This is a genomic window from Methylomonas sp. Uni0011 (assembly GCF_056850255.1).
On record NZ_JBVVNO010000007.1, the window covers coordinates 14,442 to 36,478 of the forward strand.

Genomic DNA, 22,037 nt, shown 5'->3' on the forward strand with positions numbered 1-22,037 from the left:
GCGCGGATTAATTTGCCGGCCAAAGATAAGTGGCGACGCTCTTGGCCGGGATTTCGACGCGGGCCGTAAGCGCTCGATAACGGATATCGAAACCAACGGCCGCATCACGGTCGTTCAACACGATCAGTACCAGATTGCCTTCCGGGGTAACGAACGCCACGTTCGGCAACAAATCGTCGCTGGAATGGATTGTTACCGAGCCGGGCCTTACCGTTTTCGCGGCATGGCCGATGATGTAGTACGCCACGTTACGCTCGACCCGCTCGCCGTCGATGGTCAAAGCGCCGACGCAGCGCGCCTCGCCGCCCGGCGTGTGCGGGCAGCAGAACGGGTCGGCGGCCAGATTCCACTCCAGTACCGCGTTACTCCAATTGCGACAGGCGCCGATCAACACATGGCGGATGTGCCACATCAAATCGCCGCCGAATTCGCCGTCCGATCCGACCCATTGTTCGGTGAAATACAACTTCATGTCCGGATAGGCCGCGTGCATTTCCGACATTACCGAAATATCGCCGCCATAAAGATGCCAAGCCGAGCCGCGCAAAAAATTGCAGGCGCCGGCGTCGGCGAACACCGCCAACGGATATTCTTTAACGTCGCAATTGTGGTCCCAACACAAGATTTCGACTTCGGCCAAACCGGCCTCAGCCAGCGCCGGACCTAAGTATGTTTTGACGAACTCGGCTTGCTCGGCCGCCTCCATCACCATACTCGGGTCGTTTTTGAAGTTTTGCGGTTCGTTTTGCGGTGTGATGACGTTAATCGCGATACCGCGTTCGCGCATCGCCAACAGGTATTTGACGAAATATTGGGCGTAAACCGCATAACATTCCGGCTTTAACTTGCCGCCGACAGAAGCTTGGTTGGTTTTCATCCAGCGCGGCGCCGACCAGGGCGTGGCGATGATTTTGATCTCAGGATTCAATGCCAGGATTTCCCGCAACAGCGGCACCACCTCGCAGTCGCCAGCATCCAGGTCGAAATGAGCCAACTCGAAGTCGGTTTGCCCTGCCGACAGATCGTCGTAGGAATAACTTTGCTCGCTCAAATCCGACGCGCCGATACTCAACCGCAAAAAACTGACGCCTATGCCATCGGCGTCGGCCAAAAACAATTCATTCAATAACTTCTGTTTGACGTCTGTCGGCAAGCGGCTGATCAACATGGCGCTACCGCCGGTCACCGAAAAACCGAATCCCTCGATCGTTTGCCGAACTTGTTCCGGGTCCAGCGTAATCGCCGGGCCGAGGCCATCGCCCGCTTGAAAAAACAGCACATCCTGCGCCTTTTCGAATAAGCGACTGCGGTCGGCGCTGGTCAGCCAAACTGAGATGGCCTGGGTCGGCTCGGGACTGGAAATCTGGGTCATGATGGATCTCGCATGATCGTTGAACGGGAGTTCGGCGGCGGTTTTGGCAGCGTGCTATAGGCTTGTTCGCTCCTCGCGCCCCGCAGCTCGACGCAGCGACATGATAATGAAATCCGCCGAAAAAATGCGAAATGCTTGGCGCCGGCTGCTTTCCGCTAACGACGGTCGGATTTGGCAATGCAAAATTGGAGACTGTAAAATTCAATTGAACATTGTTTAATTTGATTTTATAGTAGCCCCGGTCTTTATCTTTACTGTCTGCTAAACTGCGCCGGGGAGGGAATTTATGTTGAAAATCGTATTGCGCTGGTTGTTAACCCTACTTTATCGGGTCAAGGTCAACGGTCTGGAGAATTACGCCGCAGCCGGCAACCGGGTGCTGATCGTCGCCAACCACACCTCGTTTCTCGATCCATTGTTATTGGGCGTGTTTTTACCGGACGACATCACATTCGCCATCAATACCCACATCTCCGAACGCTGGTGGTTGCGACCGTTCTTGAGGCTATCCAAAGTGTTCCCGATGGACCCGACCCATCCGCTGTCGTTGAAAGCCCTGATCCACCACATGCAGCAGGACACCAAAACCGTGATTTTCCCGGAAGGTCGAATCACCACCACCGGTACTTTGATGAAAATATACGACGGTACCGGCATGGTCGCCGATAAATCCGGCGCCACGCTGCTGCCGGTGCGGATCGACGGCGCCGAATTCAGCCGCTTCTCCAAATTGGGCGATAAGGTCAGACAACGCTGGTTTCCGCGCATCACCCTCCACATCCTGCCCCCGACCCGCATCGAAACCCACGGCGACGTCACCGGCAAAGCCCGCCGCAAACATAGCGGCCATATTTTGTCGGACATCATGAGCGAAATGATGTTTGCCACCAGCCATTACCGGCAAACCATTTTTGCCGCGCTACTGGAAGCCCGCACCATTTTCGGCGGCAACTATGCCATTGCCGAGGACCTGGAGCGCAAACCGGTCAGTTACGACACGTTGATTACGCGCAGCATCGCGGTCGGCAAATTGGTGAAATCCATTACCGAGTCCGGCGAAAACGTCGGCGTGTTGCTGCCGAACAGTTGCAAGACCTTGAACGTGATATTGGGCCTGCAACTTTACCGCCGCACCCCGGCGATGCTGAATTACTCGCTGGGCGCCGCCGGGATGGCTGCCGCCTGCCGCACCGGTCGGGTCAAAACCGTGCTGACCTCGCGCAAATTCATCGAAGCCGCGCATTTGCAAACCGAAGCGGATACACTGGCTGAGCAAGTGAAATTGGTCTATCTGGAGGATCTGGCGGCGGCGCTGACCGGCTTCGACAAAGCGGCGGCGTGGCTGCAGGGCAAAACCGCCCGACTCTGGTACAAAAGCCGGGAATACGATGCCGACGACGCGGCCGTGGTACTGTTCACTTCCGGCTCGGAGGGCTTGCCCAAAGGTGTGGTGCTGTCGCATGCCAACATTCTGGCCAACCATAAGCAGATTCGCGCCCGCATCGATTTCGGACCGGGCGACGTGGTGTTGAATTTCCTGCCGATGTTCCATTCCTTCGGTTTCACCGTCGGCACGATGATGTCGGTGTTAAACGGCATGGTCAGCTTTTTCTACCCGTCCCCGCTGCATTATGCGGTGATTCCGGAAATGGCCTACGAAGTCGGCGCCACCATCATGTTCGGTACCAACACCTTCCTGGCGGCCTACGCAAAAAAAGCCCACCCCTACGATTTTTACAAGATGCGTTATGTCGTGGCCGGCGCCGAAAAATTGCAGGAAACCACCCGCACCCTGTGGCTGAACAAATTCGGCATCCGGATTCTGGAAGGTTACGGCGCGACCGAAACGGCTCCGGTCACATCGGTCAATACGCCGATGGACTACAAAGCCGGCAGCGTCGGCCGCTTCATGCCCGACATGCTGCACCATCTGGAGCCGGTACCGGGCATCGACGGCGCCGGCCGGCTGCACGTGGCCGGGCCGAATATCATGAAAGGCTACTTATTGCCGGATAATCCCGGCGTATTGACGCCCCCGATTTCGCCGCAGTACGGCGAAGGTTGGTACGATACCGGCGACATCGTCCACGTCGACGACGAGGGCTTTATTCACATTCGCGGCCGCAGCAAGCGCTTTGCCAAAGTCGGCGGCGAAATGGTGTCGCTGACCGCGGTCGAGCAATTGGCGATCCAGGCCTGGCCGGACGCACAACACGCCGCGGTCAGCCTGCCCGACCCGCGCAAGGGCGAACAAATCATCCTGCTGACCACCCAGCGCAACGCAACGTTGAAGCAATTGGCCGAAGCCTCGCCGGGCGTGGCGGCCATCAATTTGCCGAAAAAATTGTTCGTGCTGGAAAAACTGCCGGTGTTGGCCACCGGTAAAATCGACTATCCGGGCGCTACAGAGGTTGCTAACAACCTCATGATGATCCAGGAAGGGCAGTAAATGCTTCATCTCGAAAAGAAACTCGCTGTTCTGATCGATGCTGAAAACACGCGCCTAACCTCTCTTGAGGCAATAATTACTGAGCTATCCAAATATGGCTATTTAATCGTGAAACGAGCGTATGGTGACTGGGCTTCATCTGCATTAAAAAATTGGAAAGAAAAGCTCAATGAATTAGCAATACAGCCAATACAGCAGTTCTCTTATACTCAAGGCAAAAACTCCTCAGATGCGGCACTTATAATCGATGCGATGGATTTACTATATTCAAATAAATTTGACGCGTTTGCGATTATTTCAAGTGATAGTGACTTTACTAGATTGGCAACTCGATTAAAGGAATCGCAGTTCCATGTGTATGGTGTTGGAGAGAGGCAAACCCCTATCTCTTTTAGAAATGCGTGTGATGATTTTATTTACATTGATGTTTTAGTAACACTTGATTCCTCGGATACTGAAGAAAAAACCTCAAGCACACTTACAGATAAAACACTTCCCTTGATCAAAAACCAATGGACCAGACAACAACTTTGTATGGATACAAAACTCATCAACAGCCTCAGAAATGCCGCAAAGGAATGTTCAGATGAGAATGGTTGGGCACTCTTGGGCTTGGCGGGAAGCTTGATCAAACGACAATTCCCTGATTTTGATTCTAGAAATTATGGATATTCGAAACTTTCAACATTAATTGAAGCAACTACATTATTCGAATTTACTCATGAAAAAATGAAAGGAACTAACGCTACTAGGATGTTTTATAGAGACAAGAAGCGACAAAAGGCTTAGTTAGAATTACTCCACGAATCTTATCAAAATAAACTAAAGAGAACGTGCATGAACAAATCCATTTACCCGTTGCTGGTCGCGCAATTTCTCTCGGCCTTTGCCGATAACGCCATTTTGTTCACAGTCATTGCAATGGTGATGCAACAAGCGGAACCGGCCAGTTGGTACGTGCCGGCATTGCAGAGCGTATTTTTGGTGGCTTTCGTCGCGTTGGCGCCCTGGGCGGGCGGCTTTGCCGACAGCCAACCGAAGTCGCGGGTACTGATCATCGCCAATCTGATCAAAGCCGGCGGCGCCGGGTTATTGCTGGTCAAGGTCGAACCTTTGCTGGCTTATTGCCTGGTCGGCGTCGGCGCCACGCTCTACAGCCCGGCCAAATATGGCATATTGCCGGAGCTGGCCGGACACAATGCCTTGGTCAAAGCCAATAGCTGGGTCGAGGGCTCGACCATTTTAGCGATACTGACCGGTATGCTGGTCGGCGCCAAGCTGGCCGACCATTCCGTCACCTGGGCTTTGCTGGCCACGATCGGCCTGTACTCGGTGTCGGCTGCGACGACGCTGTTTTTGCCGACAGGATTGCGCAAAACGATAGGCGGCGGCTCGAAAATCCTGCTGTTTTACCGCGAGGTCAAAGATTTTCTGTCGGTACCGCGCTCGCGGTTTGCGGTGTTGGGCGCCTCCCTGTTTTGGGCGGCGGCGGCCAGCGTCCGGGTCATCATCATCGCCTGGGCGCCGTTGGTGTTGATGCTGCACAATGCCAGCGACATTGCCAACCTGACGCTATTTCTGGCGTTGGGCATCATCGCCGGCTCAGCGCTGGCACCCCACTTGATTCCGCTGGAACATCTGCGCCGGGCAAGGATTCCTGCCTATGCAATGAGTGCGCTGATTGTGGCATTAAGTTTTACCGACGCGATCTGGCCGGCGCGCGGCGTGCTGTTTTTGATGGGGACCGCCGGCGGATTGTTTATCGTGCCGATCAACGCCGCCTTGCAGGAAATTGGCCAACAAAGCATCGGCAGCGGCGGCGCAGTGGCGATGCAAAACTTTTTTCAAAACGCGGCAATGTTGCTGGCGGTCGGTTGCTATACCCTGGCCTCAGCGGAACAGGTGACTCCAATCGCGGCTATGGTCGGATTGGGGCTGCTATTGCTGGTAGCGACTATTCTGGTGGCATGGCATTTGCCGGATTCGGCGCAATCTTCCAGCCCTGAATAAAAGTCCAAACCAACAACTCCACCGCCTTTTTCGCGGCTTCGACTTCGCCGGCGTGCTGCTCGCCGGTCAAGGAGAGGATGCAGATGCCGTGGATGCCGCTCCACAACGCACGCGATGCCAGCCGGCTCCGCTCGGCGGAGACATCCTGCGCTAGCTGGCCGAACAAGGTTTCGGCAATCGCGAACATTTGTTCGACCTTGGCTTGGTACCAATCCGGTACCGGCGCATCGCTCTGGGCATCGAAAATCATCCGCCAGCGGTTGAAATGGCGGGCTGCGAATTGCAAGTAAGTATCCGCCAGCGCCATCAACTGCTGTTCGGCGCCGCCGTCGGTTACGCTTTGTTGCAGGTGTTCGGCAAGTTGCTCCAAAGTCCGCGCCTTAACGTGGGTTGCCAGATCGTTCATATTGGCGAACACCATGTAAATGCTGCCGACCGTATAGCCGATCTCCAGCGCAATCTTCCTGACCGTCAAAGCATTAAAACCATCCTCAATAACAATGGTTTCCGCCGCCTTCAGCACCATTTCCCGGATCTGCTCCTGACTATGCTCGCTTCTTCTTGCCATGTTCGCTCGATAATCCATCAAAAACGGTTACGATACACGACCTTGCCATAGGAATCGATAGCTGACATGTCAAACGAACTGCTCGACGTGGTCGACGAACTCGACTGCATTCTGGAACAGCGCCCGCGCCAGGAAATCCACGCCACCGGCCGCCGTCACCGCGCTGTGCATATATTGGTGTTTAACGACCGCGACCAGTTGTTTTTGCAAAAACGCTCGATGCTGAAAGATCTGAACAAAGGTCTGTGGGACACGTCTGCCGCCGGCCATGTCGACGCCGGCGAGACCTACGCCGATTGCGCGCCGCGCGAGCTGGAAGAAGAGTTGGGAGTGGCCGCCGCCGATTTGAAAGCTTTATTCAAACTGGAGGCTTGCCCTGAAGTGGGCATGGAGTTTATTCAGGTCTACCAAGCCCAACATAACGGGCCGTTCCGATTGGCAGCGGACGAAATAGACGAAGGCGGCTGGTTCCCGCCCACTGCCATAGACGATCGGGTCGCCAAAGACGACCCGACCATGACCGAAACCTTCAAGATAATTTGGCGGCGTTACCGCCAGATTGTGCCGCCGGCAGGCGGTTAATCAATGCTCAAACGCTGGCCGCCTTTGTTTTGGGCTTTGACCAGATTCAAAGTCAGGATCCCGTTGTCGTAACGAGCTTTGCTGGCGCCTTGATCGATCTCGACCGGCAACTGAAAACTACGCGAGACCTGCCCGAAATAACGCTCGCTGCGCAAAGGTTTGTCGTCCTTGTTCTGGGTGTCGATCTGGCTGATTTCGGCGCGGATACTGACTACGTTGCCTTCGATCTGGACATGGATGTTTTCTTTGCCGGCACCGGGCAATTCGGCGTGAACGACGTATTCGTTCGGATTTTCTTTAATATCGACTTTAATCTGCGCCGGCAACGGATCGCCGTGTAAAGGACGAACCCAATAGCCCGGACTGATATCCCGAAACAACTCGTCAAACAGATTACCGCCGACAAATGGACTCAAGCTGCTCATAGCATTTCTCCTTATAGTTTCTGCGGGAAATGCGATGATACAAAATTGGGCCGGCATTGCAACCGAGGAAAATCCCAGGAAATTGTTGCGGCTCGAGAGCGAAAGGAGATGAGAGAAAACGATTGGCGGAGCGGACGGGGCTCGAACCCGCGACCCCCGGCGTGACAGGCCGGTATTCTAACCAACTGAACTACCGCTCCGCGTTGGTGAGCCGCTCATTATACGAGCTGATAAAATACGGTCAAGTAAAAAATCGGTATCGACCATGGACAACTCGACCTGCCCGCTTTGCACCAGCCATGAAACAAACCATTTTCATCGCGACCGGCAACGCGATTACCGCCGCTGCGCAAAATGTTGGCTGGTGTTTGTGGATAGCAGCCAACATTTAAGCCCGGACGCCGAAAAAGCGATTTACGATCTGCATCAAAACCACTTGAACGATGCCGGCTACCTTAACTTTCTGTCGCGGCTGGCGTTACCGCTGACCGGCCTGTTACCGCCCGGCTCGGAAGGGCTGGATTACGGCTGCGGCCCCGGTCCGGCACTGGCCAGCATGCTCGCGGGATACGGACATCGCGTCAAACTCTACGACCCGATTTATGCCGATCATGGCGCACATTTGCAGCAGCAATACGACTTTGTCACCTGCACCGAAGTCATCGAGCATTTTCGCGAGCCTGGGCGAGAATTTGGCCGCCTGTTCGGTGTGATTCGCCCCGGAGGTTGGCTGGGTATCATGACTAAATTGGTAATCGATGCGGACGCCTTCAGCCGCTGGCATTACAAGAACGACCCTACCCACATCGCTTTTTTCTCGCGACCCACTTTGACGTGGCTGGCCGAACGCTACGATTGCGCGACCGAATTCATTGGCAACGATGTCATTATTCTGCAACGCAGTCAGCACCGACGCAGCAATTGACTTCCACCGTGACGTGATCCAAGTTGCCGAACCTCGCCAGCAGGCGCTTGTAATATTGCGGCGGCTTCGGGCGCTGCGTGACCAGACCGATAATGGCGGCGTAGTGGTTGGCGCTGACTGGCCAGATGTGCAGATCGACAACGCGGCATTCGCCGTCCTGTTCCAAAACGGCCCGTATTTTGGCAGCGTAAGCGGAATCGATACTTTGATCCAACAAAATCGGGCTGGTGTCCCTGATCAAACCGACCGCCCAAATCAATATCACCCCGGCACCGACAAAGCCCATCACGGTGTCCAACCAGACCCAGCCGTAATATTTACCGGCTAACAACGCGATAATCGCCAATACCGAGGTCAGTGCGTCCGCCACCACGTGCAGATAGGCCGCTCGCAGGTTATGGTCGTGGTGGCCGCGGCTTTCATGTTCATGTTCATGTTCATGTTCATGTTCATGTTCATGGTCATGGTCATGGTCATGGTCATGGTCATGGTCATGGTCATGGTCATGGTCATGGTCATGGTCATGGTCATGGTCGTGGTCGTGGTCGTGGTCGTGGTGATGATGGTCGCCCAATAACAACGCACTCACCAGATTGATCAACAAACCGACTTCGGCCACCAAAATCGCTTCGTCGAAATGAATGGCCTGCGGTGCCAACAAGCGTTCGATCGAATCGACCACCATCACGAATGCCACCATCGCCAAGGCGACTGAGCTGGCGAAACCACCCAATACGCTAACCTTGGCCGGACTAAACGCAAACGTCTGGTCGTGCTGATGAATCCGGCTGTAGCGGTAGGCAAAAATAGCGATCATGAAGGCGACAACATGAGTCGCCATATGCCAGCCGTCCGCCAGCAAAGCCATCGAGTGGAACTGCATGCCGGCGGCAATTTCCACCAACATCGTGGTAAAGGTCAGTGCCAGCACCCATTTGGTCCGCCGCTCGCCTTTACGGTTAATCCTGGCGAAATCATGAGAATGCTGCCAATTGCCGAGTTGATGTTCATGCATGAGTCGAATCCTTGTCGTCCACCAAAACCTTAACCGCGCCATTCTAACCCAGCTCTCCGGCAAAAACCGCTGCTAGGGAGAAGCCGACCGGAAACCGCAGAATCGGCTTAGAATAGAGTCATTAAGCTAAGCAGCCCCCTACCCCGTTCAATGACCGATTCCGAAGCTATCTACAGCGTTTCCGAACTCAACCGCGAAACCAAGCGCCTGTTGGCCAACCACTTTCGAACCGTGCAGGTCCAAGGCGAAATATCCAACCTGAGCCTGCCTTCGTCCGGCCACTATTACTTCACGTTGAAAGATGCCCAGGCCCAGGTTCGTTGCGCCATGTTCAAGGGTCAGCAGCAACGATTACGTTTCAAACCGGCCAATGGCGACTCGGTTATCGCCACCGCCCAGGTCAGTTTGTACGAGCCGCGCGGCGATTACCAGCTGGTGGTGGAACATCTGGCCGAAGCCGGGGACGGCGCCTTGCGGCTTGCGTTCGAACGCCTGAAACAGAAACTGCTGACCGAGGGTTTGTTCGACCAGGAACGCAAAAAACCGCTACCTACCCTGCCGGACTGCATCGGCGTGATTACTTCGGCCAGCGGCGCCGCGATTCACGATGTCCTCAGCGTATTGAGACGGCGTTTTCCGGCGATACCGGTCCTGATTTATCCGGTTGCGGTACAGGGCGAGAACGCTAAATTCGAAATCAGCGCGGCATTGGCCAAAGCAAATCGCGATCCGCAAGCCGACGTTCTGATTTTGGCCCGCGGTGGCGGCTCGCTGGAAGACTTATGGGCGTTCAACGAGGAAATCGTCGCCCGTGCCATTGCCGCCAGCAAGATTCCGGTAATCTCCGCCGTCGGTCACGAAGTGGACTTCAGCATCGCCGATTTCGTCGCCGACATGCGCGCGCCGACGCCGTCGGCGGCCGCCGAATGCGTGGTACCGGATGCGAATAGCTTGCTCGGCGCATTTGCCAACTTCGAGCGCCAACTGCAGCGACTGATACAGCAAAAACTACTGCGTCAGCGCCAGCAGCTGGAGTGGCTGGAAAAAGCCTTGCGCAGCCAGCATCCCGGCCAGAAGCTGCAACGCAATGCTCAACGCCTGGACGAATTGGAACTGCGCCTGCAACATGCGATGCAAAACCGGCTGGCTCATGCCCGCCAGCAAGCGGCGATCCGCGAACAGCGCTTGTACCGCAACCAACCGCTGGCGGCAATCAATGCTCAGCAACGGCAATTGCAATTTTTCCGGCAACGGCTTCAGGCTGCGGTAAACGGTAAAATTGCAGTGTTAAAAAGCCGTCACGCTGCCGTAGCGCAAACCCTGCAGGCCGTCAGCCCACTGGCCACACTGGAACGCGGCTATGCTATCGTTCGGCGCCACGGCTCGGCAGAGGTGATCAAGTCGGTAAGCCAGCTAAACTCCGGCGATCTGCTCGATACCCGCTTGGCCGACGGCCGAATCGTCAGTCGCATCACCGATATTGCCGACGGTTAACTTTGCTTTGGAAAAACCCCCGAATACTGCCGGCGAAGGCAACACCAATTCGGCCTGCGGCGGAATCGACCGACATTTATAAGAGGTAGCAATGACCGATTTTCAACTTCACCCGCAATTGCGACGGGATTGTTTTAGCGTTGGCAGTCTGGCACTGTCGGAACTGCTGATGATGAACGACAGCCAATATCCCTGGTTCATCCTGGTGCCGCGTCGAGCCGATATCACAGAAATATACCAGTTAAATCCCGCGGACCGGCATAAGCTGCTGGAAGAGTCCTGCCTGTTGGCAGAGGCGTTAGACCGGTTGTACCGGCCTGACAAACTGAACATCGCCGCAATCGGCAATCTGGTACCGCAACTACACCTGCATCACGTAGCGCGTTACCGAAGCGACAAAGCCTGGCCGGCGCCGGTTTGGGGAAAGTTTCCAGCTCTGCCCTACAATGGCGAACAACCGGAGCAGCGCCTCGCGCAACTGCGCGAAACGCTGGGAGAATGGTTATTGGATTAAAAACTCGGAAAAGAAGACATCTCTGAAACCGTCGCTATTTTGAATTTTAACCAGCAAGTCGGTAATCAGTTGTTTGGTTTTCAGGCGCAAGGCCTCGCGTTGTTCCATGGACTGTACATCCGCGACATGCATGCCGCTCAACATCATGATCATTTCGTGACGCAACAGCGGCATATGTTTTTTGACTTTCTCGACATGCTCGGCGCCTTCTACCAGCAACTGCACGTTAATCATCAGATACCGTTTCGGTTCGGCCAGATTCACCGTGAATTTCGGCTTCATTTCGATGTATTCGATCACCGGCCCGGCGCTTTCGTCGGCTTTTTTCTCGCCCGAGTTGGCCTGCGCCGTAAGCGGCGCCATTACTAAACAGAGCAACAAAATAAATGTTCGCACGGATTCCTCATATAATGTGGTGGTAACGCCAAAAAGTATATTCCATTTTCTGCATTTATCACGATGAAACCACTCGCTATCGGCCCGGTGATGATCGACATCGCAGGCCACAGCCTGACTGCGCTGGACCTAGAAAAAATCGCTCATCCCAATACCGGCGCCTTGATCCTGTTTTCCCGCAATTACGAAAATCCGCAACAGGTTGCCGAATTGATCCGCAACATTCGTCAGGCCCGCAACGGCGATATTCTAGTCGCCGTCGACCAGGAAGGCGGCCGGGTCCAACGCTTCCAAACCGGCTTTACCCGCTTGCCGGCGGCGGCGCGTTACGCCGAGCGACCGGAACTGGCGGAAGCGGCCGGTTGGCTGATGGCCAGCGAGATTTTGGCCGTCGGCGCCGACTTCAGCTTTGCCCCGGTGCTGGATGTGGACTGCGGCATCAGCACGATCATCGGCGACCGCTCGTTTTCTCAAGTCCCGGAACAAGCCGCCGAACTGGCCGGCAAATTCCGCGCCGGCATGCGCGCCGCCGGCATGGCCGCCACCGGCAAACACTTCCCCGGCCATGGCGCGGTGGCACTGGATTCGCATCTGGACTTACCGATCGACGAGCGCGACCTGGAAGTCATTCGCCGCCAGGATTTGGTCCCGTTCCGGCGCCTGATCGCGGAAGGCTTGGAAGCAGTAATGCCTGCGCATGTGCTTTACCCGCAGGTCGACCGCTATCCGGCCGGTTTCTCCGAGATTTGGTTGCAACAGGTACTGCGCCGGGAATTGGGTTTCGACGGCGCCATTTTCAGCGACGACCTGAGTATGGCCGGCGCCGCCAGCATCGGCGACTTCAACGAGCGCGCCGGATTGGCTCAACAAGCCGGTTGCGACATGCTGCTGGTGTGCAATAACTCGACGGCCGCCGAACAGGTATTGGACACTTTACCGACCAACCGCGACGAAAAGCGCGAACGACGCCTGCAAGCCATGCGCGGTCGCAGCAACTTGAGTCTGGACAATTTGGCCGAACACCCGCAATGGCGCCAATTTTCCCAACTAATCACCGAATTTTATGAATCCTTTGCTTGAAGAAATCGAGTTGGTCAAACAACAGGCGCTGTTGTTGCACAGCGAGGCCGAGGTCGAGGCGGCGCTGGACCAAATGGCGGCCAACATCAATCGGACCTTGGCCGACACTAATCTATTGCTGTTATGCGTCATCAACGGCGGCATCATCGCCGCCGGCAAATTACTGCCGCGGCTGGACTTCCCTTTGACCTTGGATAGTATCCATGCCAGCCGCTACCGCAATGCCACGTCCGGCAGCGATCTGCACTGGCTGTACAAGCCGACGACCCCGCTCTCGGGACGCTCGGTATTGATCGTCGACGACATACTTGATGAAGGCCACACGCTGCAAGGCATCATCGACTATTGTCTGGAGCAAGGTGCGGAACAAGTCTTCACCGCCGTGTTGTTCGACAAACAACTGGATCAGGAAAAGCCGGTTACACCGGACTTCGTCGGCTTGACCGTAGCCAACCACTACTTGTTCGGTTACGGTATGGATTACAAGGGTTATTTGAGAAACGCACCGGGCGTCTTCGCCTGCAAGGAAGTGTTATGACATTGGCAATTATCGGCGGCACCGGCCTGACCCAAATCGCAGAACTGAGCATTACCGGCGAACAAACCCTGGAAACGCCGTTCGGCTCACCATCTGCGCCATACGTATTCGGCGAATTGAATGGACACTCCCTGATATTCCTGGCCAGACACGGCAATCCGCACCGGATTCCGCCCCATAAAATCAATTACCGCGCCAATATCTGGGGTTTGCACCAACTGGGCGCCACTGAGATCATCGGCGTCGCCGCGGTCGGCGGCATCGGCGCAGCGATGGGACCGGCCAAGATTGCGATTCCGACACAATTGATCGATTACAGTTACGGCCGCGAACACACGTTTTTTGCCGACGAGCTGGAACACGTGACCCATATCGATTTTACCGAACCGTATACTCCGAGTTTGAGGCAGCGTATCCTGCGGGCCGCCAACACAGCCGGCATCGAGGTATACGATGGGGGCGTTTACGGCTGCACCCAGGGGCCGAGACTGGAGACGATCGCGGAAATCAAACGTATGGCCAACGACGGTTGCGATTTGGTCGGTATGACCGGAATGCCGGAAGCGGCGCTGGCCCGGGAACTGGAAATTCCATACGCCAACATTTCGGTGGTTGCCAACTGGGCGGCCGGCATCGTCGACGGCGAAATCACGATGGCCGAAATCGAGAAGAATCTGCTGACCGGTATGAGCAATGCAATTAAGCTGCTAAAGGCAACAGTGCTGTCGTCGCCGACATGATTCAACCAAAAACGGGAGCTGGCGCGACCCGGACAATTGCGCCAACCCCCGTGAAAGATCGGAACCGACACCCTCGGTTCCTATAAGTATCCGTCTGGTCGAGCCGGCCCTTTGCGGAGAAGATCGCTCCGGCTCGACGGCGGAAGCTTATTTGGTTAGACCGCCTTTATGCAGTACGTCGGAACGGTAAGCCGAATTACTGGAGTCTTCGGCGATATTTTTGGCTGCTGTTGCATATTTGTCGTGTTCGGCATTTTTTACCATCAGCACCGCGCCGGCGACCAATACGACGGCAACAGCTATGTATGTCCAAAAATTGTCTTTTTCTTGTACTTCGTTCATTTGATACCTTCCTTTTCTGGTTTTTTAGTGGTGGTGCTGAAAATGTTTTCAACGCGGCACAAGATAACAAAGGAACCGGACGGAATTTTGATATACGTCAATCTTTCTATGGTTATTACAGCCCGATGGCGCATTCTCGGCGGAAGTTTCTGAAACACAGCGGCATATTGGCGGCCGGCGGGCTACTGCTTGCCGACACGGCAGACGGCATTGCCGCGCGGGTGGCTGAAGATTTTGCCGTCAGTGACTTCACCGATCGTTATGCCAAACTATTCGGCGACCAAGCCGTCGTCGACAGCGAATCAATTGAATTGATTCTGCCGGAAATCGCCGAAGACGGTGCGGTGGTGCCGGTGACGATCCGCAGCGAATTGGACGGCATCGATCGGCTTTATCTATTGGCCGATAAAAATCCGACGCCGCTGGTTGCCGAATTCGAATTGGCGCCGGTGGTGGCGGTATATCTCACCGCGCGGATCAAACTGGCGGAATCCTGCCGAGTGACCCTGATCGCCCGCCGCGACGGCGGCTTATTGCGTTGTAGCCGTTGGGTCAATGTGATGCGCGGCGGCTGCGGGAGCGGTTAATGAACAGCATCAAGGTGCGCAGCCGGCGGGAAGGGGAATTGATCGAGGTGAAGGTGTTGATCGAACATCCGATGGAAAACGGCCGCAACCGCGACGCCGCAGGCAACTTGATTCCGGCCCATTTCATCGAACAGTTGTCGCTGACATTGAATGCGCAACCGCTACTGACGGTAAATATGGCGGGCAGCGTGTCGAAGAATCCCTTCTTCAGTTTTCGGTTGAAGCAAGCTGCCGACGGCGACGTGCTTCGCGTTGACTGGCGCGATAACCTCGGTACGAGCGACAGCGCCGAACATCGAATCGACCTTGACCGCTAGCCGTCGATCAACTCTGCCGGCAGGTTTCTGGCGCTGGCAAGCGTAAAACTCAACGGCGAATCCGCGAATTTGCGCCGCAAGTCCGCTAGCAAGCCATCCGCAACTTCCGGGCTGGCCACGGCGCAAAAACCGGTCGGCCCCCAAGAGGTTTGGCCGATGGCGACCGCGCCCTGCTCCGCCAGGTAAGCCATTGCCGCCGCGACTTCGGGGCTGGTGAACACGCCGCCCTGCACCGGCGCGAAATGTTCGCCGACGGCTTGCTGCAATAAGGTGATGACATCGCCGAATTGCTGCAGATCGTGTTCAGCCAAAGCCGGTAAACCGCGCATCAACAGCAGATAGCACAAGCGTTCGGCTTGGGCCTGCGGAAACGGCGGCAATTCGCTGAAAGCGCTGACCTCCTGCTCGCCGTGCAATCCTTGACCGCGTTGGTCGAAAACCAAAACGAAACGCCAGGCATCCGGAACCGCCATTTGTGCGATCACTGGCGGCGTCACGGTATTGGGGCCACGGCCGCCGTCGACGATCACCCCGCCTTTTTCGAAAATCCCGATTCCGATTCCAGAACGGGCACCGCGGTCCGACAACTGGGCAATCTCCCGGACCGACAGGCCCAGTCCGTAAAATCGGTTCAATGCGGCCCCGACCGCTAACGCCATTTGCGTCCCCGAACCCAGACCGATATGTTCCGGAATCGCTGCGGCGATATCGATCCGCAACCGGTCAGGCACTCCGGCATATTCGCAAAACTGGCCAACGCAGCGGCGGGCGCGTTCGGCACCCGGCCCGCTAACCGTCAACTCGTCGGCAAGGCTGACGCTGAGCCGAGTGTTGATTTCGTTCAAGGCTACGCCGATGCTGCCGAAATGCCGTCCCAAGCCGCCGCTCAGATCGATAAACCCCATGTGCAGTCGGGCCGGAGCGATCACTGTGACTGATTGGAATTGCGCTTTCACCACCAGGATTCCCTTAGCAAAAATGAGGCGGCATTATAGCGGAAGCGAGCCCTGAGCCGAGAGTAAATCAGCGACTTGGTACAAATCGGCCATCACCTTATCGGCCAAGCCGACAGCCTCCGGCTCCGCCGCCGCGGTCGATGGCACCATGATGCAGCGTGCGCCGGCGGCTTTTGCCGCCCGGACGCCGACCGGCGAATCCTCCAGTACCAGGCAATCGGTAATCGGACAAGCCAAGGCGTCGGCGGCACGCAAAAACAGATCCGGCGCCGGTTTGGCCCGCATCACGGTATCGGCGGTGACCATGACGGTAAACACCTGTTGCAATCCGGCCGCTTGCAGGCAGCGTTCGGCGTTGGCGCGGCGGCTATTGGTCGCCAGCGCATAACTCAAGCCGCAGCGGTTGGCGGCGGCCAAAGCCGCCCAAAAACCAGGTTTGACGGCGATTCCGTGGCGCTCAACGTGCTCCACCCAATAGCGGCTGCTCAAGCTTTGAAATGCGCCGATATCGAATCCGCTGCCGCCATACTCCTGCAAGCGTTGCCGAACCACATCACCCGAACAACCGGACAAGCTGGTGCAAAACTGGTCCGACAATTCGCAACCCATATCCGCCGCCGCCCGCCGCCACGCCGCGAAATAAGTGGTCTCGGTATCCAAGACCAGCCCGTCCAGGTCGAATATCAGTCCCGCCAATCGCCAAGACGTCAACGCAACACCTTGATGTACTCGCCGATGGCTTCCCGGGTGGAACCGACTACCAGACGCTTGCGGCCATGTTCATCGACTTCGACCCAGCCGGCGGCCTGAATCCATTCGCCTTGTTGGGCCTGGCCGTTAAAGGTCGCGGTAAAACTGACCACGCTGTCGATCTCGGCATGTTTCAGCGCAAAACAAGCCGGATAATCGAAACTGAAACGGTCGTCGGCCACTTCGGCTTCTATCCGGGCAAAATCCAACTTGCGGTAGTTTGCTGTCGTCGAGTCGGCTTCGCTCAGTAGCGACAAATCGAATTTGCGTTGATTGATCATGCCCTTGTTATATTTGCGCTGCTCGTGCCAGATGTAGTCGTCCAGCGCAAAATCGCAGGCGCGGCGCCGGTAGGCCTCCAGCCAATCGGCATCGTTCAAGGCCTGCAGTCGATCCTGAGCGATCAGCGCCTGCACGGTATAGCGGGCACGATGAAACTCGTCGCGGTCGTAACACACCAGATCGATATCGGAATCGCGGTTTTGCACCCCCACCAGCAACGAACCGGTGACGCCGAACAATTCCAGCGCCAAACCATTTTCGCCAAACAGCCGGCACAAGTGCTGCAAGTCAGCCAACACCGCATCGGCCGGCTGCTGCCGCAACAGTGCTTGCAATTGCTTGCGGGGCTGGTAGTGCCGAACGATCGCGGACACCGGTACGGCGTGGACGTCGGCGTCGATCACCGCCGAATAATGCAAATAGTGCGGATAAGACTGGCGCAAAAAATCGTTGGCAAAATCGGTGCCGACTTTGCGCCAGCGGCCATCGACGCGCAAATAGCGCAGAAAACATAGAACCTTGCCCTGCTCCAATCCACTGCTGACGGCAGCGAAGATCAAGCCTTCGGCAGTCTCGACGAAATCCTTGGCGAAATACACGGCTTAGTCGATCTCGACTCGGTTGCGGCCGTGCTGCTTGGCTTTATATAGAGCCGCGTCGGCCGCCTCCAGCATGCTATGCGGAGATTTGTATTGGCCGACGAACGTCGCTACGCCCAAACTCAGACTGACATAGCCTCCCGGCGCCGCGTCGTGTTGCAGCTGCTTGTTCCAGACATCCTCGCGAATCAGCTCCGCCAGACGCCTGGCTTCGGACAGGGGCGTGTCCGGTAATATGGCCGCAAACTCCTCGCCGCCGTATCGGCAAATCAGATCGCTGTCGCGCTCGAGTTGGGCGCGTATGCTTTGCGCCACCTCGATCAAGCAAGCATCGCCTTGCGGATGACCGCGGCTATCGTTGTATTGTTTGAAATAGTCGATGTCGCAAATTATTAAGGTCAACGGCGATTTGGTTCGCCTTGCCAACGCAAATTGCATCGAAAAATTGCTATCGAATTGGCGGCGATTGCCTAATCCCGTCAATTGATCCAGCAAGGTCAAACGTTCCAATTCGCGATTGACCCGCTGCAATTCCTGCTGAGCTTGCTGTAACTTCACCCGCATCACGTAAATCCGCTCCATCGCCATGACCGTGAAACGCAGGCGCACCGGATTCAGCGGCTTGGACAAGTACGCGTCGCCGCCGGACAGCACGCCGTGAACAAACGATTCGTCGTCATCGTGCGTGGTCAAAAAAACCACCGGAAACCAATCGGCTTTTTTTAGCTCGCGGATCGCTTTGGTGGCTTCGAATCCGCTCAAATTCGGCATTTCCACATCCATCAGAATCAGATCCACATCGTGATCGGCGACATATTGCAACGACTCGGCACCGTTTTCCGCGAAAGCCACTTCGTGCCCCATTTCCCGCAAACACTCGGCTGCCAGTTGGCGAATGGTTTTGCTATCGTCTACTACCAAAATTTTCATCGTCAGATTATCAACGGCATGGGCAGGGTCGCGATGATAGCTTAAATCCGGCAGGCCGCAGAAAACAATTGATTAAAGCCAATCAATCACCTATTCTCGCCCGCGGGTTTTTCGGCCTATGCGATCCGTTATATCCCTCCACACAACAGGAGAAATTATGAAAATCGGTGTTCCCAAAGAAATCTACGACGGCGAAAAACGCGTTGCCACAACGCCGGAAGCCGCGGAAAAAATAATAAAACTGGGGTTCGAAATGCTGCTGGAAAGCGGCGCTGGAGCAGACGCCAACATCTCCGACGACGCCTATCGCGCAGCCGGCGTGCAGATTGTCGGTACGGCTCAGGAATTGTGGCAGCAAAGCGACATCGTCATGAAAGTCCGCGCCCCGCAGCACCATCCGCAACTCGGCATCGACGAAGCCGACTTACTGCGCGACGGGCAACATCTGATCAGTTTCATCTGGCCGGCGCAGAACGAAGCGCTGATGCAGAAATTAGCCGCCAAAAACGCCACGGTACTGGCGATGGACAGCGTGCCGCGCATGTCCAGGGCGCAGAAAATGGACGCGTTAAGCTCGATGGCCAACATCGCCGGCTACCGCGCCATCGTCGAAGCCGCCCAGCATTTCGGCCGCTTCTTTACCGGCCAGATCACCGCCGCCGGCAAGATCCCGCCGGCCAAAGTGCTGGTGATCGGTGCCGGCGTCGCCGGTCTGGCTGCCATAGGTGCCGCCAAGGGCATGGGCGCTATCGTCCGTGCCTTTGACACCCGGCCGGAAGTGAAAGAACAAATCGAAAGTATGGACGCCGAATTCCTGATGCTCGATTTCCAGGAAGACGGCTCCGGCAGCGGCGGCTATGCCAAGGTGATGTCCGCAGAATTCATCGCCGCCGAAATGGCCTTGTTCGCCCAGCAAGCCAAGGAAGTCGACATCATCATCACGACCGCATTGATTCCGGGCAAACCGGCGCCGGAACTGATCACCGCCGAGATGGTGGCCTCGATGAAGCCGGGCAGCGTCATCGTCGATCTGGCGGCCGAGCAAGGCGGCAACTGCGCATTGACCGAGAAGAACCAAGTCGTGGTCAAACACGACGTCACCATCATCGGTTACACCAACTTACCGAGCCGGCTGGCCAACCAGTCCAGCCAACTGTATGCCACCAATTTACGGCATTTGCTGACCGACCTGTGTCCGACCAAGGACGGTACGCTCAACGTCAATTTCGACGACGAAGTAATTCGCGGCGCCACCGTCATCAAAGAAGGCAAAATCACCTGGCCGCCGCCACCGCCGCAATTGTCGGCCGCCCCCAAGGCCGCTGCGGCCGTAGCGGAAACCGCCATCGAAGCGAAAAAACCGCTGCTACCGGAGCCGGTACGGCAATTTTTGCCGATGGCATTGGCCGGCCTGGCGTTATTTGGGGTCGGCGCGGTGGCGCCGGCCTCGTTTTTGGCTCACTTCACCGTATTCGTGCTGGCCTGCTTCGTCGGCTACATGGTGATCTGGAACGTAACACCATCGTTGCACACGCCATTGATGAGCGTAACCAATGCCATCAGCGGCATCATCGTCATCGGCGCTTTGGTGCAAGTGTCTTCAGCCACCGAAATTGTCGCCGGCCTGTCGGCCCTGGCGATCCTGATCGCTTCGATCAACATCGCCGGTGGCTTCCTGGTCACCCGGCGCATGCTCGCCATGTTCAGAAAATAGGGGAAACGCAATGTCTAACGGAATGGTAACCATGGCCTATATTGCGGCCTCTATTTTATTCATCCTCAGCTTGAGCGGCCTCAGCCGGCAAGACACCTCGCGGCGCGGCAATTACTTCGGTATGCTGGGCATGGCGATTGCGATCATTGCCACGGTACTCAGCGAAGATGTCACTGCCTACGGCTGGTTGAGTGTAGCCTTGTTGATTGGTGGCGCCATCGGTGCCCGTGCCGCCGCCAAGGTGGAAATGACGCAAATGCCGGAACTGGTGGCGCTGATGCACAGCTTGGTCGGTATGGCGGCGGTACTGGTCGGTTATGCCAGCTTTCTCGACCACTCCAACACCCTCACCGGAGTCGAGCGCACGATTCACGAACTGGAGATTTACATCGGCATCTTCATCGGTGCCGTCACTTTCTCCGGCTCGGTGATCGCTTTCGGCAAACTCTGCGGCAAAATCAACGGCAAGCCGGTATTACTGCCGGCCCGCCACTGGTTGAACCTGGGCCTGTTCGTCGCCACCTTTGTCCTCGGCGGCAGCTTCCTGCAAGGCACCGAAACCGGCGGCGGCATGACCCCGCTGTTAATCATGACCGCGATCGCTCTGGTATTCGGCGTGCATATGGTGATGGCGATCGGCGGTGCCGACATGCCGGTGGTGGTGTCGATGCTGAACAGCTACTCGGGCTGGGCAGCGGCAGCCACCGGCTTCATGCTCAGCAACGACTTGCTGATCGTCACCGGTGCTTTGGTCGGTTCCAGCGGTGCGATTCTGAGTTACATCATGTGCCGGGCGATGAACCGCCATTTCTTGAGCGTAATCGCCGGCGGTTTCGGCAGTGCCGGCGGCGAAGCGGCGGAAGTGGTCGGCGAAGTGCAGCCGATAGAGGTCGAGGAAACCGCACAACTGCTGCGCGATTCGAAAGACATCGTCATCATCCCCGGCTACGGCATGGCGGTTGCCCAAGCTCAACACACGGTCAATGAAATTACCAAATACCTGACCAGCCACGGCAAGAAGGTGCGTTTCGCGATCCATCCGGTCGCCGGGCGGATGCCTGGTCATATGAACGTGTTGTTAGCGGAAGCGAAAGTGCCTTACGACATCGTATTCGAGATGGACGAAATCAACGAGGACTTCCCCCACGTCGACGTCTCGATCGTCATCGGCGCCAACGACATTGTCAACCCGTCGGCCCTGGACGATCCGAACAGTCCGATTGCCGGCATGCCGGTACTGGAATGCTGGAAAGGCGGTACCACCATCGTCATGAAGCGCTCGATGGCGTCGGGCTATGCCGGGGTCGGCAACCCGCTGTTCGTTCACGACAACACCCGGATGCTGTTCGGCGACGCCAACGATAAATTGCAGGCTTTATTAAAGGCGCTGCAAGGCTGATTTACCGGCCAAGCTCCACGAGATCAGTTTTCGGCAAGCCTATAAAGTTCTCG

At 56.3% G+C, this 22,037-nt stretch carries 24 protein-coding genes and 1 tRNA gene; 14 read left to right on the top strand and 11 right to left on the bottom strand.

Annotated elements, in window-relative coordinates; all coding sequences use genetic code 11:
• Positions 1-7: 7 nt before the first annotated feature.
• Positions 8-1,372, bottom strand: a complete 1,365-nt coding sequence (locus AC0IM9_RS10560) for a glycoside hydrolase family 30 protein (protein ID WP_482803966.1) — start codon at positions 1,370-1,372, stop codon at positions 8-10.
• Positions 1,373-1,658: 286 nt separating this feature from the next.
• Here AC0IM9_RS10560 and AC0IM9_RS10565 point away from each other — a divergent pair, with 286 nt between their 5' ends.
• The 3 genes from AC0IM9_RS10565 to lplT are packed head-to-tail and all read left to right on the top strand — an operon-like array spanning position 1,659 to position 5,831.
• On the top strand, positions 1,659-3,821 hold the full coding sequence (locus AC0IM9_RS10565) for an AMP-binding protein (RefSeq protein WP_482803967.1): 2,163 nt from the start codon (positions 1,659-1,661) through the stop codon (positions 3,819-3,821).
• Positions 3,822-4,610, top strand: a complete 789-nt coding sequence (locus AC0IM9_RS10570; RefSeq protein WP_278211660.1) for an NYN domain-containing protein — start codon at positions 3,822-3,824, stop codon at positions 4,608-4,610.
• A gap of 48 nt (positions 4,611-4,658) precedes the next feature.
• Complete coding sequence (gene lplT, locus AC0IM9_RS10575) at positions 4,659-5,831, top strand: lysophospholipid transporter LplT (protein ID WP_482803968.1); 1,173 nt, start codon at positions 4,659-4,661, stop codon at positions 5,829-5,831.
• Here the strand turns inward: lplT and AC0IM9_RS10580 are convergent.
• Positions 5,776-6,399 (bottom strand): TetR/AcrR family transcriptional regulator, encoded by a 624-nt coding sequence (locus AC0IM9_RS10580; RefSeq protein WP_482803969.1) that lies wholly within the window; start codon positions 6,397-6,399, stop codon positions 5,776-5,778. The two genes, lplT and AC0IM9_RS10580, sit on opposite strands and share 56 nt — an antisense overlap.
• A 66-nt stretch (positions 6,400-6,465) precedes the next feature.
• Between AC0IM9_RS10580 and AC0IM9_RS10585 the strand changes: the two genes are divergently transcribed.
• A complete protein-coding gene (locus AC0IM9_RS10585; RefSeq protein ID WP_482803970.1) occupies positions 6,466-6,981 on the top strand; it encodes an NUDIX hydrolase in 516 nt (171 codons plus the stop codon).
• Here the strand turns inward: AC0IM9_RS10585 and AC0IM9_RS10590 are convergent.
• Positions 6,978-7,406: an Hsp20/alpha crystallin family protein gene (locus AC0IM9_RS10590; RefSeq protein WP_482803971.1), complete on the bottom strand. Its 429-nt coding sequence runs from the start codon at positions 7,404-7,406 to the stop codon at positions 6,978-6,980. The two genes, AC0IM9_RS10585 and AC0IM9_RS10590, sit on opposite strands and share 4 nt — an antisense overlap.
• 123 nt (positions 7,407-7,529) lie before the next feature.
• A tRNA-Asp gene (locus AC0IM9_RS10595) sits at positions 7,530-7,606 on the bottom strand.
• 65 nt (positions 7,607-7,671) lie between these two features.
• On the opposite strand from AC0IM9_RS10595, the gene AC0IM9_RS10600 reads away from it, so the two are divergent.
• Positions 7,672-8,331 (top strand): class I SAM-dependent methyltransferase, encoded by a 660-nt coding sequence (locus tag AC0IM9_RS10600; protein WP_482803972.1) that lies wholly within the window; start codon positions 7,672-7,674, stop codon positions 8,329-8,331.
• Here AC0IM9_RS10600 and AC0IM9_RS10605 read toward each other — a convergent pair.
• The gene (locus AC0IM9_RS10605; RefSeq protein ID WP_482803973.1) at positions 8,294-9,346 is read right to left on the bottom strand and encodes a cation diffusion facilitator family transporter; all 1,053 of its coding nucleotides are present in this window, start codon (positions 9,344-9,346) and stop codon (positions 8,294-8,296) included. The genes AC0IM9_RS10600 and AC0IM9_RS10605 overlap by 38 nt on opposite strands.
• A gap of 150 nt (positions 9,347-9,496) precedes the next feature.
• On the opposite strand from AC0IM9_RS10605, the gene xseA reads away from it, so the two are divergent.
• Together xseA and AC0IM9_RS10615 are read left to right on the top strand one after the other, a co-directional pair.
• Positions 9,497-10,840, top strand: coding sequence for an exodeoxyribonuclease VII large subunit (gene xseA / locus AC0IM9_RS10610; RefSeq protein WP_482803974.1), 1,344 nt, complete (start codon positions 9,497-9,499; stop codon positions 10,838-10,840).
• A gap of 91 nt (positions 10,841-10,931) precedes the next feature.
• Positions 10,932-11,354, top strand: coding sequence for an HIT domain-containing protein (locus AC0IM9_RS10615; protein ID WP_482803975.1), 423 nt, complete (start codon positions 10,932-10,934; stop codon positions 11,352-11,354).
• Here the strand turns inward: AC0IM9_RS10615 and AC0IM9_RS10620 are convergent.
• On the bottom strand, positions 11,343-11,750 hold the full coding sequence (locus tag AC0IM9_RS10620) for a flagellar basal body-associated FliL family protein (protein ID WP_482803976.1): 408 nt from the start codon (positions 11,748-11,750) through the stop codon (positions 11,343-11,345). The two genes, AC0IM9_RS10615 and AC0IM9_RS10620, sit on opposite strands and share 12 nt — an antisense overlap.
• Positions 11,751-11,813: 63 nt before the next feature.
• Between AC0IM9_RS10620 and nagZ the strand changes: the two genes are divergently transcribed.
• From nagZ to AC0IM9_RS10635, 3 genes are read left to right on the top strand one after another with little or no spacing between them, the layout of a single operon-like run.
• Positions 11,814-12,830, top strand: coding sequence for a beta-N-acetylhexosaminidase (nagZ, locus tag AC0IM9_RS10625; RefSeq protein ID WP_482803977.1), 1,017 nt, complete (start codon positions 11,814-11,816; stop codon positions 12,828-12,830).
• A complete protein-coding gene (locus AC0IM9_RS10630; RefSeq protein ID WP_409563853.1) occupies positions 12,823-13,368 on the top strand; it encodes a hypoxanthine-guanine phosphoribosyltransferase in 546 nt (181 codons plus the stop codon). The genes nagZ and AC0IM9_RS10630 overlap by 8 nt, the downstream gene beginning before the upstream one ends.
• Positions 13,365-14,108 carry an S-methyl-5'-thioinosine phosphorylase gene (locus AC0IM9_RS10635; RefSeq protein WP_140912664.1) on the top strand — a complete coding sequence of 248 codons (744 nt, stop codon included), beginning with the start codon at positions 13,365-13,367 and terminating at the stop codon, positions 14,106-14,108. Before AC0IM9_RS10630 ends, AC0IM9_RS10635 begins: the two co-directional genes overlap by 4 nt.
• A 147-nt stretch (positions 14,109-14,255) precedes the next feature.
• On the opposite strand, the gene AC0IM9_RS10640 is transcribed toward AC0IM9_RS10635, so the two are convergent.
• Complete coding sequence (locus tag AC0IM9_RS10640) at positions 14,256-14,450, bottom strand: hypothetical protein (RefSeq protein WP_140912663.1); 195 nt, start codon at positions 14,448-14,450, stop codon at positions 14,256-14,258.
• Positions 14,451-14,575: 125 nt separating this feature from the next.
• On the opposite strand from AC0IM9_RS10640, the gene AC0IM9_RS10645 reads away from it, so the two are divergent.
• Positions 14,576-15,037, top strand: a complete 462-nt coding sequence (locus AC0IM9_RS10645; protein WP_482803978.1) for a thiosulfate oxidation carrier protein SoxY — start codon at positions 14,576-14,578, stop codon at positions 15,035-15,037.
• Positions 15,037-15,354: a thiosulfate oxidation carrier complex protein SoxZ gene (gene soxZ / locus AC0IM9_RS10650; RefSeq protein ID WP_482803979.1), complete on the top strand. Its 318-nt coding sequence runs from the start codon at positions 15,037-15,039 to the stop codon at positions 15,352-15,354. Before AC0IM9_RS10645 ends, soxZ begins: the two co-directional genes overlap by 1 nt.
• On the opposite strand, the gene AC0IM9_RS10655 is transcribed toward soxZ, so the two are convergent.
• The 4 genes from AC0IM9_RS10655 to AC0IM9_RS10670 are packed head-to-tail and all read right to left on the bottom strand — an operon-like array spanning position 15,351 to position 18,871.
• Positions 15,351-16,310: a beta-ribofuranosylaminobenzene 5'-phosphate synthase family protein gene (locus AC0IM9_RS10655; RefSeq protein WP_482803980.1), complete on the bottom strand. Its 960-nt coding sequence runs from the start codon at positions 16,308-16,310 to the stop codon at positions 15,351-15,353. The genes soxZ and AC0IM9_RS10655 overlap by 4 nt on opposite strands.
• Before the next feature lie 33 nt (positions 16,311-16,343).
• On the bottom strand, positions 16,344-17,021 hold the full coding sequence (locus tag AC0IM9_RS10660) for an HAD family hydrolase (RefSeq protein ID WP_482803981.1): 678 nt from the start codon (positions 17,019-17,021) through the stop codon (positions 16,344-16,346).
• The gene (locus tag AC0IM9_RS10665; RefSeq protein WP_482803982.1) at positions 17,018-17,941 is read right to left on the bottom strand and encodes a hypothetical protein; all 924 of its coding nucleotides are present in this window, start codon (positions 17,939-17,941) and stop codon (positions 17,018-17,020) included. The genes AC0IM9_RS10660 and AC0IM9_RS10665 overlap by 4 nt, the downstream gene beginning before the upstream one ends.
• Before the next feature lie 3 nt (positions 17,942-17,944).
• Positions 17,945-18,871, bottom strand: coding sequence for a GGDEF domain-containing response regulator (locus AC0IM9_RS10670; RefSeq protein WP_482803983.1), 927 nt, complete (start codon positions 18,869-18,871; stop codon positions 17,945-17,947).
• Between the two features lie 157 nt (positions 18,872-19,028).
• Here AC0IM9_RS10670 and AC0IM9_RS10675 point away from each other — a divergent pair, with 157 nt between their 5' ends.
• On the top strand, positions 19,029-20,585 hold the full coding sequence (locus AC0IM9_RS10675) for a Re/Si-specific NAD(P)(+) transhydrogenase subunit alpha (protein WP_482803984.1): 1,557 nt from the start codon (positions 19,029-19,031) through the stop codon (positions 20,583-20,585).
• Positions 20,586-20,595: 10 nt separating this feature from the next.
• Entirely contained in the window at positions 20,596-21,984 is a 1,389-nt protein-coding gene (gene pntB, locus AC0IM9_RS10680; protein ID WP_140912655.1) for a Re/Si-specific NAD(P)(+) transhydrogenase subunit beta, read from the top strand.
• The last annotated feature ends 53 nt before the right edge of the window (positions 21,985-22,037 follow it).